Origin of the sequence: Rhodococcus sp. B7740 (assembly GCF_000954115.1) — a bacterium.
Classification (GTDB): domain Bacteria; phylum Actinomycetota; class Actinomycetes; order Mycobacteriales; family Mycobacteriaceae; genus Rhodococcoides.
The window spans coordinates 903,331-919,424 of the sequence record NZ_CP010797.1 but is presented as its reverse complement, the minus strand read 5'-3'; the positions used below and the strand labels follow the sequence as shown (position 1 = coordinate 919,424).

At 62.5% G+C, this 16,094-nt stretch carries 15 protein-coding genes; 4 read left to right on the top strand and 11 right to left on the bottom strand.

Going from position 1 to position 16,094, the window contains the following annotated elements; translation table 11 throughout:
• The first annotated feature begins 110 nt into the window (after positions 1-110).
• From NY08_RS04305 to NY08_RS04295, 3 genes are all read left to right on the top strand, one after another.
• A complete protein-coding gene (locus NY08_RS04305; RefSeq protein ID WP_032398500.1) occupies positions 111-2,174 on the top strand; it encodes an AMP-binding protein in 2,064 nt (687 codons plus the stop codon).
• A 709-nt stretch (positions 2,175-2,883) separates the two neighbouring features.
• Complete coding sequence (locus NY08_RS04300) at positions 2,884-3,333, top strand: carboxymuconolactone decarboxylase family protein (RefSeq protein WP_045195060.1); 450 nt, start codon at positions 2,884-2,886, stop codon at positions 3,331-3,333.
• A 43-nt stretch (positions 3,334-3,376) separates the two neighbouring features.
• Positions 3,377-4,195, top strand: a complete 819-nt coding sequence (locus tag NY08_RS04295; RefSeq protein ID WP_045195058.1) for an Fpg/Nei family DNA glycosylase — start codon at positions 3,377-3,379, stop codon at positions 4,193-4,195.
• Between the two features lie 68 nt (positions 4,196-4,263).
• On the opposite strand, the gene NY08_RS04290 is transcribed toward NY08_RS04295, so the two are convergent.
• The 11 genes from NY08_RS04290 to NY08_RS04240 all read right to left on the bottom strand — a co-directional run bounded on the left by NY08_RS04290 (position 4,264) and on the right by NY08_RS04240 (position 15,131).
• The gene (locus NY08_RS04290) at positions 4,264-4,728 is read right to left on the bottom strand and encodes an SRPBCC family protein (RefSeq protein ID WP_037173634.1); all 465 of its coding nucleotides are present in this window, start codon (positions 4,726-4,728) and stop codon (positions 4,264-4,266) included.
• A 73-nt stretch (positions 4,729-4,801) separates the two neighbouring features.
• Positions 4,802-5,896 carry an iron-containing alcohol dehydrogenase gene (locus tag NY08_RS04285; RefSeq protein ID WP_045195055.1) on the bottom strand — a complete coding sequence of 365 codons (1,095 nt, stop codon included), beginning with the start codon at positions 5,894-5,896 and terminating at the stop codon, positions 4,802-4,804.
• Complete coding sequence (locus tag NY08_RS04280) at positions 5,893-6,882, bottom strand: transketolase family protein (RefSeq protein ID WP_052683713.1); 990 nt, start codon at positions 6,880-6,882, stop codon at positions 5,893-5,895. The genes NY08_RS04285 and NY08_RS04280 overlap by 4 nt, the downstream gene beginning before the upstream one ends.
• On the bottom strand, positions 6,875-7,720 hold the full coding sequence (locus tag NY08_RS04275) for a transketolase (RefSeq protein ID WP_045195051.1): 846 nt from the start codon (positions 7,718-7,720) through the stop codon (positions 6,875-6,877). The genes NY08_RS04280 and NY08_RS04275 overlap by 8 nt, the downstream gene beginning before the upstream one ends.
• Positions 7,721-8,518 carry an SDR family NAD(P)-dependent oxidoreductase gene (locus NY08_RS04270; RefSeq protein ID WP_045195049.1) on the bottom strand — a complete coding sequence of 266 codons (798 nt, stop codon included), beginning with the start codon at positions 8,516-8,518 and terminating at the stop codon, positions 7,721-7,723. It abuts the gene before it with no gap.
• Positions 8,515-9,978, bottom strand: a complete 1,464-nt coding sequence (locus NY08_RS04265; RefSeq protein WP_045195048.1) for an MFS transporter — start codon at positions 9,976-9,978, stop codon at positions 8,515-8,517. The genes NY08_RS04270 and NY08_RS04265 overlap by 4 nt, the downstream gene beginning before the upstream one ends.
• Positions 9,975-11,390, bottom strand: a complete 1,416-nt coding sequence (locus NY08_RS04260) for an MFS transporter (protein WP_052683712.1) — start codon at positions 11,388-11,390, stop codon at positions 9,975-9,977. Before NY08_RS04260 ends, NY08_RS04265 begins: the two co-directional genes overlap by 4 nt.
• Positions 11,391-11,406: 16 nt before the next feature.
• A complete protein-coding gene (locus tag NY08_RS04255; RefSeq protein ID WP_235387098.1) occupies positions 11,407-12,111 on the bottom strand; it encodes an HAD family hydrolase in 705 nt (234 codons plus the stop codon).
• Positions 12,111-13,028, bottom strand: coding sequence for a phosphotriesterase family protein (locus NY08_RS04250; protein ID WP_045195046.1), 918 nt, complete (start codon positions 13,026-13,028; stop codon positions 12,111-12,113). Before NY08_RS04250 ends, NY08_RS04255 begins: the two co-directional genes overlap by 1 nt.
• Positions 13,025-14,590, bottom strand: coding sequence for an FGGY-family carbohydrate kinase (locus tag NY08_RS04245; protein ID WP_045195044.1), 1,566 nt, complete (start codon positions 14,588-14,590; stop codon positions 13,025-13,027). Before NY08_RS04245 ends, NY08_RS04250 begins: the two co-directional genes overlap by 4 nt.
• Complete coding sequence (locus tag NY08_RS04240) at positions 14,583-15,131, bottom strand: hypothetical protein (protein ID WP_045195042.1); 549 nt, start codon at positions 15,129-15,131, stop codon at positions 14,583-14,585. Before NY08_RS04240 ends, NY08_RS04245 begins: the two co-directional genes overlap by 8 nt.
• A gap of 149 nt (positions 15,132-15,280) precedes the next feature.
• On the opposite strand from NY08_RS04240, the gene NY08_RS04235 reads away from it, so the two are divergent.
• On the top strand, positions 15,281-16,075 hold the full coding sequence (locus tag NY08_RS04235) for an IclR family transcriptional regulator (RefSeq protein WP_045195040.1): 795 nt from the start codon (positions 15,281-15,283) through the stop codon (positions 16,073-16,075).
• Positions 16,076-16,094 lie beyond the last annotated feature (19 nt).

The following is a 16,094-nucleotide window of genomic DNA, read 5'->3' as shown; positions in this document are numbered from 1 at the left end:
ACGATGACGACTTCATCCAGGCGGATGACCCGTTCCAGGTGCGCGCCGCCATCCCCTGGTCGGTGCTGCGTCGGCGTTGCCGTCGACTCGGCAAGGCACGGGGGTGGAACATGGTCTCGGACGTCATCGACTGCAACATGGTCTTCGAGCACGACATCGAGCAGGTATGCGGTGTCCTGAGCGCGGTCGAGTTGTTTCCACGCTACTTCCCAGGGCTCGACCACTGCACACTCCGTGAGTCCACGGCCGGCTACCTGTGCGGAGTCAATGGTGTCGAGCACGCCCTCGACCTGGTGGTGGACAGACGCAACCGGCCGATCATCACCATCGAGCATGTCGAGTCCGGCGGATTCGTCAGATTCACCCTGACTGCGCGCGCGGCCGGTGAGACCAAGATCGATGTCACCGTCTTCAGAGCGGGGCTCGGCGGGTCCTACTCACCCCAGCCCGAGAACAACCGCGCAGTGGTCGATTGGGTGATGGGTGGTCTTCGCCGTCTCGAGAACTCTCTCTCCGGCACTTCGACGTCGATCGTGACCAACACCGGCGATTCGCGGTCGCTACCGCTGGCGATCATGAAGACGATGGTGGGAACCGGTGTCATTCGTGCTGCACGTCCCGACCGCGCGTACCGACAGCTGAACTCGCTGGCCAAATGGGGTTTCACCCTTGGCGGTGGTTTCGCGGCCGCTGCAGCGAAGTCGCCGAACGAGATCGCCTTGATAGACGACCGAGGAACCCGTACTTTCGCGGAGATCCACCACCGATCGCACCGCATCGCAGCGGGTCTCGACGCGTCCGGAATCAGTCCCGGAAGCACCGTCGGGATTCTGGCTCGAAATCATTCGGCGATGATCGAGTGCACCGTCGCGTGCGGCATGCTCGGAGTCGAGGTGGTGCTTCTCAACACCGGTCTCGCTGCCCGACAGATCGAGACGATCGCCGCCCGCCACCAGCTCCGAATGCTGTTCGTCGACGACGAGTTCGATTCGATGGTGCGCTATCTGCCCGACCACGTGACTCGGGTGAGTCTGTCTTCCCATACCGCCGTTCCGCGTCGACGCACCCTCGAGCATTTCGTCGCAGCCCCGTCCGCCACGTTCACCAGGCCGGACCGCCCCGGGTCGGTTGTCGTGTTGACCTCCGGTACCAGCGGCTCACCGAAGGGGGCGGTTCGTCCCACGCCGAAGGGCTTCGGAACCGTGGCAGCCATGCTGTCTCGCATGCCCCTTCGGATGAACGAGAGGATGTTGATCGCGGCACCGATGTTCCACAGCTGGGGGCTGGCGGCATTGCAGATCAGTACTCCCCTGCGTGCCACTGTGGTCCTCCTGGACCGATTCGATCCAGAGGACTGCCTGCGGGCGATCGAGGCGCACAGATGTACTTCGTTGATCGCGGTTCCGATCATGCTGCAGCGGATACTCGACCTGCCCGACGAGGTGCGCTCACGTTACGACACCTCGAGCCTCCGGGTCGTCGCGTGCAGTGGATCGGCATTGACAGGATCGACCGTCAGCCGCTTCATGGACGTCTTCGGTGACGTCCTCTACAACTTCTACGGGTCCACCGAGGTCTCGTGGGCCACGATCGCGACTCCCGAAGACCTTCGCGCTGCGCCGGCGACCGCCGGACGGCCTCCCCTTGGTACGACTGTGGCGGTGCTCGACGCGGACGGTACTGCTGTTCCAATGGGGACCCTCGGCCGAATATTCGTCGGCAACGACATGCTGTTCGACGGGTACACCAACGCCGCGCCGCCGTCGACGGCGTCCGCGCGCGGAGCTGCCCTGATGGATACCGGCGATCTCGGGTACATCGACTGCAACGGACGGTTGTTCGTCTGCGGCAGGGACGACGAGATGATCATCTCCGGAGGCGAGAACGTCTTTCCGGGCCCCGTCGAGGATGCCATCGCCAATCTGCCGCAGGTCGGCGAGGTCGCGGTCGTCGGTGTGCCCGACCCCGAATACGGGCAGCGTTTGGCCGCATTCGTCGTCGGCCGTGGGTCGGCCGGCCTCGATGCGGACATGGTGCGCGCCTACATTCGAAATCGTTTGAGCCGCTTCTGCGTTCCCCGCGACATCACGTTCCTCGACGAACTGCCCCGAACCGCGACCGGCAAGGTGATCAAGAGAATGCTGATCGAGCCGCCCACCGCCGCTGGGATGTGACGTTCCGTTCGAAGGCACGGCCGGCGATGCACGCTCGGTCGCTCTCGATGTCGACAGCCGCGAGCTGGATCGCGACCGGACCTGCGTCACAACCGACGCCGTGACCGAAATTCGGGCTGTGTCGGCGACTCGTGTCGACAACAAGGTTCTCATCGCGCCTACCGGCAGACAGTCGATCGCCAGCACGCTGACGAGGCGGAAACCGACGGTTCCGGATTACCGACGGCCAGACCCCGGGTGTCTGTCACGCCGAACCGAACAGCCCCGCTGCCGATGCGGTGCAGCTTCCGGGCATCCTCGCCACTGATCCATACCGTTATGAGTTGCTCGATCGCAACTTTTTCCTCGATCGTTCACTTCGTGCCGCGCATTGTACTCACTGTCTCAGTTGCTTGACTATTCAGAATCTGAGATTGTTGTTCGCTGACACGGGAGGAACGCGAATCGCTATGTCGAAGGCATCGAAAGACCCCCGAGAGGGAAGAACGGCGCAGGAACGTGGCGCGCATTCTTCGTTTCTCGAGCTGTTTCTCGAAGCGACTCGCGCAGAGCATGTCTCCGACGACACACAGCCTTCGCGCGACGACCGTAGCGGTGGGCCGGCCTCTCTGCGCTGACAGACCGTGGCCGAGTTCGCCTCCGCCGGCAATTCCCCCACCAGCCCCCTGCCATGATCTGTCGACACCGCGCACGAGGGAGAGGAAACACCATGATCGACGACGAAGCCACGAATCGGAGCATGGGCCCGCGATTCGAGGACGGACTCGAGGTCCGCCGAAATGTAATGGGAGACGAGTACGTCGCGAAGGCGTTTGCCCATGCCGCGAACACCGACTCCGCTGCACTGCAAGACTTCGTCACCGACACCGTGTGGGGCGGGGTGTGGACGCGGCCCGGCCTCGACCACCGCAGCCGAAGCCTGCTCAACCTCGGAATCCTCATCGCGCTGCGTGCCCATGAGGAACTCGCAGGCCACGTACGAGGGGCGCTGCGCAACGGCCTCACCCGAACCGAGATCACCGAAACCGTCGTCCACACGGCTGGGTACTGCGGTGCGCCCGCTGCGCTGGCGGCGATGCGCGTCGTGCAGAAGGTCCTCGACGCCGAACTGGGACCGCTGGTGCCCGAAGGGGACACGAACGAGTCGAAAGACCGATGACGGCACCCGCGCATAGCGCCCGCGAATCGGGTACACCGGATCCATGCCGGAACTACCCGAAGTGGAAAACGCCCGACAGGTCGTCGAAAAAGCCCTCGATCGCGTCATCGTCGACATCGACGACACCGACACGTTCGAGTGCCGACCGCACATGCCAGGCGATATCGCCCGGGCACTGAAGGGCGGGAAACTCACCGAGGCGCGTCGACGAGGCAAGGCCATGTGGTGCGAAACCGTCACGGCCGACGGCTCGGGCGGTCCGACCCTGGGCATCCACCTGGGGATGGGTGGACGCGTCATCGTCACCGCTCCCGACGGTGAACGCACGTCGCAGTACGGGGGTGGCGACCCTCATGTCGGTGAGCGCCCGACCGACAAGCCCGAGTGGACGCGCTTCTCCATAACGTTCGACGACGGTGGACAGCTTCGACTCTTCGACAAACGCCGCCTCGGCCGGGTTCGACTCGAACCCGATATCGACGCTCTCGGCCCGGATGCCGCGGAGATCACCCGCGACGACTTCCGTCACCGAATCGGCTCCAGTGGTGCACCTCTCAAAGCCCGACTACTCGATCAGTCCGCCATTGCAGGCGTCGGCAATCTACTGGCCGACGAGGTGCTGTGGCAGAGCGAGCAATCGCCGTCCAGACGGGCCAAGACGCTGACGACGGACGAGCTCGACGAGCTGCGGGTGATTCTGCGTCGCGCGATCAGATCGGCGATCAAGAATGGTGGCGTGCACACCGGCGAGATCATTCCGTTTCGTAAAGCAGATGCGGCATGTCCTCGGTGTGGCGCGCCCATGACTCGCGGGACAGTCGGCGGACGTACCACTTGGTGGTGCTCACGCGAGCAGTCCTGAGCGGGGCATACAGAAGGCCGGCCCCGAGGGGCCGGCCTTCATCGTCGATCGATGTCTATCTCAGACCATCAGGACGTCGCTTCCACTGCGAGGCGAGCGAGAGTGTCGTTCAGCTGATCCTCTGTGACCAACGGAAACTTGATCTGCTCCAGCAGCTTCTTGTCCGTGACCTTGGACCAGTCATAGGTATGGCGCACCAAGGTCTCGTTGGGACCCTGCGACTCCAACTCCCACAACCACTCCCAGCCGGGAGGCTCGTTGCCGGCGGGTGCTGTCTTCCAGGCGAGCAGCTTGTCCTTGATGTAGCCGCTCACCACGTTATCGGTCTGGTACTCGCCGCCCATGTGATCGCCCTGCATGTTCATCGTGAACTTTTCGCCGACCTTCTGAATCCGATCGGCGTGGTCCACGCTGCGTACGAAGCCTGATCCATCGAGCGCCTGATGCCGCTCGGGATTGGACAGGACGTCGAATACTGCGTCGACGGGTGCCTCGATGGTGCGTTCGACTGTGACTTTGGCATTGTCTGTCATACCTACCGGTTGCCCAGAACTCTTCACCTTCAATCGTGGTTGGACGGATTCTTCGATCGGAGGTCCCTGCCAGTCATCCACCGAGGTTCATCGACTCGACCTGATCGATCGCATCCACCAGTGTTTTCTCGGTAACTATGGCCGCCGTATTTTGCACATGAGGTGCGGTGAGCGCTGCAACAGCAAGTGCGCGAATCTCCTCGGACGTGGCACCGTGCATTCCCATATCCGCCAGTGATCTCGGAAGCCCCAGCGCACGGAGCAGATCCGCAACCTCGACCACGATCTCCGCCCGATGGGATTCGAGCACGAGCTGAACGAGCAAACCGTAAGCAACGTGGTAGCCGTGCAGCGCCGATCGCGTCCCGCGCCCGGCCATCAGGCCCCGGGTCATGCAGTGGGCGATCGACAGTCCGCCGTTCTCGTAGCCGATCCCGGACATCAGCACCACCGCCTCCACGACGACTTCGACGGCCGAGTTCAGTTCACCGTTCTCGACGGCCTTCACAGCCTCGACCGACTGCCGAGTCAACACGTCGAAACATCCGTTTGCGACGATGCCGCCGATGTCGAGCGGTCGGGTTCCCTGCATCGTCGTTCCTGTGCCGAGACGACATCCCGCGGCCTCGAACTTCTTGGCCAGCGCATCGCCGATACCGGAAATCAAGAACTCCACCGGTGCCTGCGAGATCAATTCGGTGTCGACGACAACACAACTCGGGTTGAAGTCCAGATGGCCGACCTCGCACAACACGTGGTCATCGTTGTAGATGGCCAGAACTCGAGCGGTGGGGCCGTCGTTCGAGGCAATGGTCGGGCACGTGATCATCGCGGCATCCAGATCGATGGCCACACCCTTAGCAAGGTCGAGTGCCTTGCCGCCGCCGACACCGACGACGACGTCGCGAGACCGATCGCGGACCGACGCGACATGCTCTGCGATGTTCGCGCGAGTGACGTCACCCGAGCACGGTAGGACCCCGAAGTCGACTTCTGCCGCCTCGAACGAGTCCGTGAGAACGGATCCCAGCTTGTCCAGAACGAACTCGTCCACCACGAGCAGTGGACGACGGCCATGCGCGACGGTGAATTCGGCGAGACGCTTGATCACCCCCGGTCCCTGGATGTACTGACGGGGCGCGCCGAATTGCCGATAGTCGCCAGTCACCGAAATGCCCAATTCCCCGTCACCAATGTGTCGGTAATCGCGCTTTGGTCCAGGCCGAACATCTTCTCGTTGTACGACTGGGATCCGCAGGGGTGAAATCGGTCGTGTAGGCCGATCCTGGTGACCGGTACCGCAATCCCGCGATCGTGCACCAGCTCCGTGACCGCTGTGCCCAATCCGCCTGAGCGCAAGCCGTTCTCCACGACGACGACGCGCCCGACCGACGACGCGACGTCGATGATCGCTTGCTCGTCCAGTGGCTTGATGGTCGGTACGTGCAGGACCGCGGCCGAGATCCCCAGATCGCGCGCGGTGTCCGCCGCCTTCATCGCCCGTTCGGTCATGAATCCCGTGCTGATGACAGCGACATCGCTACCTTCACGGACCAGCCGTGCTTTACCGACGACGAATTCGAAGTCGGTCTCGTCGAACACGATGGGTACCTTGCCGCGCAGGTTGCGGATGTAGAACGTCCCCGGTGTCTCCGCCGCAGCACGCACCGCGTGCCGGAGTTCGACGGCATCGCACGGGTCGATGACCGTCAGATCCGGAACGCTGCGCATCACCACGAGATCCTCCAACGACTGGTGAGTCGCGCCGTACGGATTGACCAGACCTGGCGAGCCGGCGACGATCTTGACGTTCGCTCTGCTGTGCGCGCAGGCGATCGCGATGAAGTCCAGCGCTCGTCGCGACAGGAATGCAGCGTAGGTGGCGCAGAATGCAGTCTTGCCCACCTTCGCCAATCCGGCTGCCATCATGACGGCACTCTGTTCGGCGACTCCGGCGTTGAAGTATCGCTCGGGGTAGGCGTTCATGAACGGCACGATGTCGGAGTACTTGGACATGTCCGCGCTGAGGCCGACGATCGACGAGTCGGCCTTGGCCAGTTCGACCAATTCGTTGCCGAACGGCGCTGTTTCGTACGGCCCTTGGACGTCGGCGATCTCGCCCATACCGCCGGCCCGGTTCAGTAGATCAGACACGATTGTTCTCCAATTCTTGGATGAGCGAGGCCCATTCACCCGGTTCGACGCGCACGAAGTGGGCTCGTTCGCGAGCGACGAGCGTCGGCACTCCGTGACCGGGTGTGGTGCGAGCGATGATCACTTTGGGTTTGTCCGTCACTTGGTCGAGCTGATCGAATGCGGCACACAATGCGTCGACATCGTTGCCGTTCACCTCGGCTACCGCCCACCCGAAGGACGACCACTTGTCGGCGATCGGTTCCATGTCGAGCACCATGGGACCGTCTGCCTGAATACCGTTGCAGTCGACCACCGCGGTGAGGTTGGCACACCCGAAGCTGGCGGCGGACATTGCCGCTTCCCATGTGGATCCTTCTTGCAGTTCACCGTCGGACAGCTCCACGATCACCTTCGGTTCGCGCTCGTCCAACCGAAGGCCAAGTGCCATCCCGACGCCTTGGCCGAGTCCGTGACCGAGCGACCCACCGGTGATCTCGACACCTGGAGTCTCGTCGAAGGTGCTCATCGGTAGGTCGCTACCGTTGAGGCCATAGGTCGCGATCTCCTCGTCCGAGAGAATGCCGAGTTCGGCCAGCGCGGCGTACAACGCCACGGAGTAGTGACCCGTCGACAGTACGAATCGGTCTCGGTCGATCCATTCCGGATCGGTCGGATCGAAACGCAGCTGGCGGAAGTAGACGACGGCAAGGACGTCGGCGATGCCGAGGCCTTGAGCGATGTACCCTTCGCCCTTGTCCGCGGCCATGTTCATCATGCGTCGGCGCAGAGCAAAGCTTTTGTCGCGCAACTCGTCCGACGTGGTAGCGCGATCGGGGCTGGTGTTGATGACAGTCATTCAGTGAACCTCGCTCTTGTCCTGTGTCTTGTAGCTGTCGTCGGGGTGGAAGGTTCCGTCGATGGTGATACCGCCGTCGACCTTGAGTAGAACTCCGGTGACGAACGACGCGTCCTTGGAAACCAGGAACGAAATGGCCGACGCGACTTCTTCCGGATATCCGAAGCGCATCAACGGCGTTCGCATCAAGAGCCGGTCACGGTCGAGGGTGCCTCCCGCGATTCCGGACTGCATCATTCCGGTGTCCATGTAACCGGGCGCGACGGCATTGACCCTGATGCCTTTCTTGCCCCACTCGGCAGCCAGGGTGCGGGTCATTCCGACCACTCCCGCCTTCGCCGTCGTGTAGGCCAATCGGTGTGGCAAGCCGAATGTCGATCCGACAGACGCCAGGTTGACGATCGCCGGTGCCGACGACGAAAGCAATCGCGGGTACGCCGCTCTACTGCATCTCATCGCGCCGCCCAGGTGGACCGACAGCTCGCGTTCCCAGCGGTCCGATTCGATGTCCTCGGCGTTCGCACGCGAGATGATGCCGGCATTGTTGACCAAAACGTCGAGGCCTCCTGCCACGGAGTCGACTACGTCGAAGCAGGCCTCCACCGAGGCGTCGTCCGTGACATCGACAGCTGCGGCGGTTGCTCCGATCCCGTCCGCGGTCAACCGATCGACGGCTGCCTGTGCGCGGTCGGCGACGATGTCGGCGACGACCACGTGGAAGCCGTCCTCTCCCAATCGATGTGCGGTCGCCAGACCCAGTCCTTGCGCTCCCCCGGTGATCAGGGCTACGCGTGTCACCTAGTGGCTCCATCTTCGGTGTCGATCAGAAGCGATCGATCGTGGGCCTGTCGAACGCCGATGTCGTGGAGTTCGCGGTCCGACTTGTCGCTCAACGGCTCCCATTTGATGATCAGGCACGCGAGAAGTCCGACCAACGGTGCAGCCATCAGGATCAGCAGCGTTGTCGGTGTACCGAAGGCTTCGCGCATCACCGGGAAGCAGAACAGTCCGACGACACCGGCTGCGCTGCGTGAGATAGTGACCAATTGCGAGCCGCGAGCGCGCAGTTCACTTCGGTACGCCAGCGGTCCCATAGTCAGCCCGGCGGTGCCCGGAGCGGCTGCGTGACAGAAGATGAAGAAGGACGGAACCAGGAATCCGGCCAGGATCGGCATGTCGGACCACGTCGCGAGCACGAAGATCGCCAGTGCCACACCGGCGAATCCCCAGGCCGAACTGATCCGAACACCGAAGCGGCGAGCGAAGTACACCGCGAGAACTCCACCGACGATGCCGAACAGGTTGAACACGATCGACCCCGTGATTGCCATCGCGAACCCCGAGCCGAACAGATCCATCGAGATGATGGGCAGGTAGAAACCGATGGCGAAGTACTGCAACGCCTCGGTGAATCCCACGATATTCGCCAGGACGGTGCGCTGTCGATATTCCCTGGCCCACAACGCCGACCACTTCACCTTGATCGCCGGAGCCGGAACGACTTCGGCCATCCGCGACCGATCGACGGTCACCTCACGGCCGAGGATCCGAGTCAGTGACCGTGCCGCGCCGGGGAGATCACCCCGCGCCGCAAGCCATTTCGGACTCTCCGGCATGAACCAGATGCGGGCGAGAAGAAGCACGAACGCGATAGCACCGGCGACACCGAGACTCCATCGCCAGACGTCGAGGCCCGCGCCGAGTTCGTAGGCTGCGAGCGTCACGAGCAAGGCCAAGCTGGTCGACGTGTACCACTGGGCTTGCGAGAAGCTCAGCCAACTTCGCTTGTTCTTCGGTAGGAGCTCGGCGAGGTACGCGAGAGCGATACCGAGGTCGATACCGTACGCGATTCCGCCGATTAGCCTGCCACTGAGCAACATGCCGTACGACTGAGCCGACATCATCGTCAGCGCACCGACGACGGCGAGTGCCTTCGCAATGACGAGGAAACGAACTCGACCGATGCGATCGCCCAACTTCGCGCACGTCAGGGCTGCCAGAACACTTGCGCTGTAACCGATTGCGCTGAGCGTACCGACATCGTTGCCACCCAGACCGAGCTGCTCGCTGATAGCACTCATGCCGCCACTGAGCGCCCCGGTGTAGAAGGCTTCGAAGCCCAACCCCGCCAGAGCGAGACCCAGGATGATCCAATGCATCCGGCCTTTGACGCCACCTTCGTCGATGATGCGCTCGACGTCCTCTGGCGAGCTGATGGTCGGTTTCGCGTGGGACTTGACGGTCGACTGCGCGCTCATGCGGACTGACCTTCGAGTGGCTTGCCGATCTTGGCTTCGGCTTCGAGGGCCACAGCCTCACCCTCGTCGAACGGCTCCCACATTATCGCCTTGCACACACCGACGCCGATGAGAGGAACGATGGCGAAGATCGTGATGGTGGTCGCCAGTCCGTACGCCTCGACCATGTTGGGGAAGGCGTAGAGGCCGACTATCCCGCCCAGACTCTGCGACACCGTGGCGATCTGGCCACCGCGGCCTCGAAGATCGCTGGGGTACGCCATGGCGGCCATTGTCAGACCCGAAACACCGGGACCGGCAGAGTGGAAGAAGATGAACAGGGCAGGCACGAGGAACATCAATGCCGTAGGGAGCGAGTCGAAGAAGACACCGAGGATCAGGATCATGGCGGCGACGGCCAAGAACCCGTACATCGCCGCGCCGTGCGCTCCGAGCTTGCGAGCGACCCAGATGGACGCCACGCCACCCACGATGCCGAACAGATTGAACACCAGTGAGCCGAAGATGGCCTCACCGAAACCCTTTCCGAACAATGTCAGAGCGATCACCGGAAGGTAGTAGGCGACGGCGTAGTACTGCAATGCCTGCATGGCGGTGACACCGTTGGCCAGGATGGTACGACGGCGATAGGTCGAGTTGAACAGGTCGGACCATTTGGCCGTGTCCGGACGGTCCGCATCGACGGCCAGGATCCCCGAGGCGGGGAATATCGGTTCGATCTCGTACACCTGCTCGAGAGACTTCTTCAACCGCGCCAGATCGTTCTTCTCTGCGAGCCACCGTGGACTCTCGGGCATGAACAGCATCTGGCCGACAGTGACGATGACCGCGAACACGGCCGCTGCACCGAGCGCCCAGCGCCAGATGTCCAGACCGAGGTCGAGGTTGTACAGACCGAGGACGACGAGGAGTGCGAACGAGCTGGAGATGTACCACTGCGCCTGCCAGAAGTTGAGCAGGTGACGACGCAGCTTGGGTAGGAACTCCGCCAGGTACGCCATGGCAACGCCGAGGTCGATACCGTACGCGGCGCCTGCCAGGCAGCGACCCAGAACGAGGATCCAGAAGTTGGGTGCGGTGGCCATGATGATCAAGGCCACGACCGCGACGATCTTAGCCAGAACCATGAGCTTGACGCGACCGAGGCGGTCGGCAAGGAAACCGCATGTCAATGCGGCAATAAGTGTGGCGATGTACCCGTAGGAACTGACCAGACCCACTTCGTTGGCACTGAGGCCGAGCTGTTCGGTCATGGGGCTGGTGCCGGCGCTGAGGACCGCGAGATAGAAGGCTTCGAATGCAATACCGCCGAGCCCCAGAACGAGGAGTAATTTGTGGCGGCGGGTTCGAATGTCTTCGAGGTCGATCAGATCGTTGATGTCTCGAACCGAATTGATCGTCAGAGATCGCATATCGGATTCCGTTCTGTCACAACCTCATCGGTTGTGTCCGACTAGATGTTGGGGGGTGGGGTGTCGAGAGGAGGCCGAGGGCGTCGAGAGGAGCCTCCAGCGAGAGATCAGGCGCGTATTCCGAAAGCATGTGGGGGCCGTAGTAGCCGTAGTTCGCGCCCGCAGTGCGCAGGCCGGCGGCTCTCCCGGCAAGAATGTCCTGCGGACCGTCGCCGACGTACCAGGAACCGGTCGGGTCGATACCCGACCGTTCGACTCCGAGGTGGATCGGGGTCGGATCCGGTTTGCGTTGTATCGAATCATCGGCTGTGACGATGCAGCTGAGCGAAGCCGGGTCGATTCCCACCCACTCGAGATCGAGTAGCAATCGTTGCCGCGACTTGTTGGTAACTATACCGAATTTCGTTCCGCTGGTTGCTAATTCGGAGAACAAATCTAGAGTTCCTTCGTACGGTCTCACGTGCCGGTACGCCCCACCGATGTAGTGGGCACCATATGCAGCAACGAGCTCCTCCGGATCACCATCCGACCACGTTGCGAACACCTCCATCGGGCGCGGGGCCATCAGTACGTGCGGGTCCTCCAACTCGGCGGGCAGCGAGACCCCCAACTGCTCCTCGAACGTGCTGCGGTAAGCAGCGACTATCGCAGCGCCCGAGTCGACCAGCGTGCCGTCGAAGTCGAACAGGATTCCGCTGTCACCCTGCGTATCGGCGGCCACTATCGGCTCCCGACCGGTTCGAACGCGAAAAACTGCGATGGATTGACGACGAAGAGCTGGTGGATCAGTTTGTCGTTCATCCGCCCCTGCACCTGCGTGGTCAACCCGGCAAAGCCGGGGGTTCCCCCGTAGCTCGGCTGATAGCTGGGACGACCGAGGTCACCGGACACCATGATCTTGGTGAATCCCTCGTCGAACAGTTTCTCCACGAACGAGATTCGTATGTCGTCCGATGGGTACTTCGGCTTGGTCCAGTGATCGAAGCCGAGCCATACCCCGGTCCCGGCGAGCGTACGGATGTAGTCGTAATCGAGATTCCGGTCGACGTGCCCGATCAGCACTCGATTCGGATCGACGCCGTGATCCTCGAAACCGGCCACCTGGACAGTGCCGAGCGTTCCCGCCTGGCAGTGCGTGGAGATCGGCGCACCGGTTGCGAGATGGGCTTGCGCCGTTGCTTTTTGGACCTTCTCCTCGTCGTCCCGAATGCGGTCGGTTCGGCAGGTCCCGTACTTGATGACGCCGGCACGTGCCGTGGTTCCGTCGATCCCGACGGTGACGTCCTCGACGAACCTCTGCGCCAACTCGTCGACACTCTCGGTCTCTACGGAATCCGGGTAGTAGATACCCTTCTGATAGCCCGACGCGGACACCACATGGACAGCGGTACGGCTGGCGGCGGCCAGCAGCTTCTCTGCGTTTCGCCCGTAGTCCGCCGTGGTCATCTCGATCACGGCACCGCCGCCGACCGCCATGAAGTCGTCGAGTTCGCTCACCGCGTTGTCCACGTTGTGCAACACCATGTCCGAGTCCTCGTGCGTGGCCCACGCCGGCGGGTTCGTGAACAGGTGCTCGTGACACAAGGTCTGTCCGAGTTCCGCCGGATCGATATCTCCCAGAACGGTTCTGACGATCATGAAGTCTCCTGTTGTGAATGGGCGAAAGTGAATTGCGCGGCCCAGACGGGCTCGAGCGGCCCGAGCAGAGCTCGATAGGTACGAAACATGTCGTCGTAGGTGGAGGCGGTGTCCGGGTCGGGGCTGTACACAGCGCCGTCCCGCACGAGTGTCGCTGTGGCGTGGGCAATATCGCGATAGTGTCCGACCGCTACCCCGCCCAGCATGGCGGCTCCGAGTGCACCTGACTCGGAGACATCGGGCACTGTCATCTGCTTCTGCAAGACGTCGGAGATGATCTGACACCAGGCGGCGCTGCGCGCTCCGCCTCCGGTGAGTCGAATTTCGGTGATGTCGGTCGGCATCGCCTCGTAGCAGTGACGGATGGAGAGAGCGGTTCCTTCCAGTACGCCACGGATCAGGTTGTCCACTGTGGTGTCCATACCGAATCCGACGAAGCTACCTCGCGCCTGCACGTTGACGAACGGTGCTGTGGCTCCGGCAGTGTTGAGATAGGGGTGGAAGATCAACCCGTCGTTCCCGGGCTCTGTGCGTGCGGCGGCGTCCGCGACAACAGCTCCGAACGAGCTCTCACCGCGTTTGATCTCGTCCGCCAAGTCGCTGCAGAAAGTCTCCACGACCCAATCCAGGCAGAGTGTTCCGCCACCGGAGTTGGTGATCTGACGCTGCCAGCGACCTTCGGGCATCAGGAAGCTGAAACCCACTCCGGGCGGGTCGAACAGCGGTTGCGCGCTCGACGTGCCGTTCATCAGGCTGGTGCCGAGCGTCGTGGTGGCTTGGCCGTCCCCCTGCGCGCCGACGCCGATCATATTCGCCGTCGCGTCGCCGCAACCGGCAGCGACAACCGTCCCCACCGGAAGTCCAGTCATCGCGGATGCTTCGGGCGTGACACGGCCCATGACCGAAGAGCTCGACAGTACGGAGGGAACGAATTTTTCGGCCTCCGGAATACCGAACGCTTCGAATATGTAACCGGATGTCGATCGCGCTGCCAGGTCGCACGGCCAGAAGGACAGATCGGACTCCTCGGTGGCGATCACACCGGTGAGTCGATAATTCACGTAGTCCTTCGCCATGAACACGGTCGAGATGCGCGAGTACCTCTGCGGCTCATGCATTTTCAACCAAGCAAGCAGCGGGTAGGGCATGCCCGGGATCATCGCGTTTCCGCCGAGCGAGTACAACGTTCCCTCGGAGTCTCGGTCGATCACGTCGTCGAGAACGTCAGCTGCTCGCGCGTCAGGCCAACAAATGGCGTTTCCGACCGGGGTCCCTCCATCATCGAGCGCCCATAGTCCACCCATGTGCCCGGTCACCCCTACCGCCAGAAAACGCGTATCGGCGGGCAGTCGGTCCACTACTTCGGCAATGGTTCGGGCAGTAGTTTCCCAGGTCTTGTCACAGTCTTCCTCGTGACGGTCGCTACCGGTGCGGACAGACGGCGTCGGACACCCGGATTCCGCCAGCACCATTCCCGTGAACGCATCCACCGCGATGGCCTTGATCGAACTGGTGCCCTTGTCGACACCGACGAGCACAGTGGGCGGCGGAGAGTCAGACATCGGACACCACCTGATGAAGGCCGTCGATAGCTGTGCGCATCGAGGCGGCGAAACTCGCTCTCGCAGCGACACCGTGAGTGAGGACCATTGCAACCGAGTCGGCGGTGGGATGCTCGCACACCAGATGCACCGGATCGGTGACGCCCGCACGCGCGGCGTCGTCGACGACTGCCGATAGGCACCCTTCCCACACTGCTCCGAGAATTTCGTCGATGGTGGTCTTGTACGACGCACCGACAAGGATTCCCGCATCGGTCGTCGATGCGGCTCGGTATGCGATCGGCGAGTTACCTGCCAGGTGGGTTGCAATCACGGCGCGTATCCGCGCGCCGTCGTAGGTGGAAGGAGCGAAACGCCGAACGAAGGAATCGAACTCCTTCAGGCCCGACCCAGTCGTCGAGGATCGGATCGACGCACGAACAACTCGATCGAACCGGGTACTGGCACCGAGGTGAATGTGCCAACCATCGGTCACGTCCACCTTCGAGCGGGGTTGATCCGATCCGTCGAAATCGACGGGGTGACTTGCAGCGGCCGTCATCAGGCTCCTCAATGAGCGTCGACCACCGGTTGGGCGGTCCCATCACCGAACACTTGCGAAACTGTCCGGATTCCGGATAGTCTGTCCGGAATCCGAAAGTACGGTCTCACAAGGTCATCGAAGTGTCAACGGTCACACTGGGGGAATTCATGCCTGCACCGACAGAACTCGAAATCGACCCGAAAAACCACATCGCGTCGGTGGTCAAGGCGACGAGGATCTTGGAATCGTTCGATCGCGAGTCGCCTGAGCTGTCCATTCAGGATCTCGTCGAACGGTGCGGGTACACACGCACGACGACGTATCGCATCCTCGACACTCTCGAGCTCACCGGTTGGATCGAACGAACCGCATCCGGTGGCTACAAGATGACCTTGCGCGTATTCGAGCTGGCATCGAGCGTGCTCGGCAGCTTCGACCTTCGGACCGAGGCCAGTCACGTCATGTCCGATCTGGCCGCACAGTACGACGAGAACGTCTACCTCGTGGTGCCGGACGGTGCCCGAGCCGTATGTCTCGATCTGATCGAGAGCAGCCGTCCGGTACGCGTCATGTCACTGTCGGTCGGGCGATCGCTACCGTTGTTCATCGGCGGTGCGCCGTTGGCCTTGTTGGCCGAACTCGAAGACACATTCCTCTCACGCGTACTTGCGACTGGACCGCTTGCCACGCCGTCGGGAAAGCCCGTCCCCGAAGAACACCTCCGTCAGGTGTTGGCCGAGACGCGTGCTCGTGGGTATGCCATCAGCCTCGAGGACGTCACCCCGGGCGTCGCAGCCCTCGGCGCATGCATCTTCGACCGCACAGGCCGGCCTGTAGCGGCATTGAGTTTCGGAGGCTTTCTGGCGAACTTCACCCAACCACGCCAAGACGAGCTGGCAGCGGCATTGATCGATGGCGCGCAGCGTATTTCATATCGACTCGGATTCCGGGGAAAGCCGTGAAGTGGCTCCGCGCATCTCC

Coding starts and splice junctions, on each gene's coding strand:
- NY08_RS04305 (WP_032398500.1), top strand. CDS start 111: ATGGTCTCGGACGTCATCGACTGCAACATGGTCTTCGAGCACGACATC.
- NY08_RS04300 (WP_045195060.1), top strand. CDS start 2,884: ATGATCGACGACGAAGCCACGAATCGGAGCATGGGCCCGCGATTCGAG.
- NY08_RS04295 (WP_045195058.1), top strand. CDS start 3,377: ATGCCGGAACTACCCGAAGTGGAAAACGCCCGACAGGTCGTCGAAAAA.
- NY08_RS04290 (WP_037173634.1), bottom strand. CDS start 4,728: ATGACAGACAATGCCAAAGTCACAGTCGAACGCACCATCGAGGCACCC.
- NY08_RS04275 (WP_045195051.1), bottom strand. CDS start 7,720: ATGACTGTCATCAACACCAGCCCCGATCGCGCTACCACGTCGGACGAG.
- NY08_RS04265 (WP_045195048.1), bottom strand. CDS start 9,978: ATGAGCGCGCAGTCGACCGTCAAGTCCCACGCGAAACCGACCATCAGC.
- NY08_RS04260 (WP_052683712.1), bottom strand. CDS start 11,390: ATGCGATCTCTGACGATCAATTCGGTTCGAGACATCAACGATCTGATC.
- NY08_RS04250 (WP_045195046.1), bottom strand. CDS start 13,028: ATGATCGTCAGAACCGTTCTGGGAGATATCGATCCGGCGGAACTCGGA.
- NY08_RS04245 (WP_045195044.1), bottom strand. CDS start 14,590: ATGTCTGACTCTCCGCCGCCCACTGTGCTCGTCGGTGTCGACAAGGGC.
- NY08_RS04240 (WP_045195042.1), bottom strand. CDS start 15,131: ATGACGGCCGCTGCAAGTCACCCCGTCGATTTCGACGGATCGGATCAA.
- NY08_RS04235 (WP_045195040.1), top strand. CDS start 15,281: ATGCCTGCACCGACAGAACTCGAAATCGACCCGAAAAACCACATCGCG.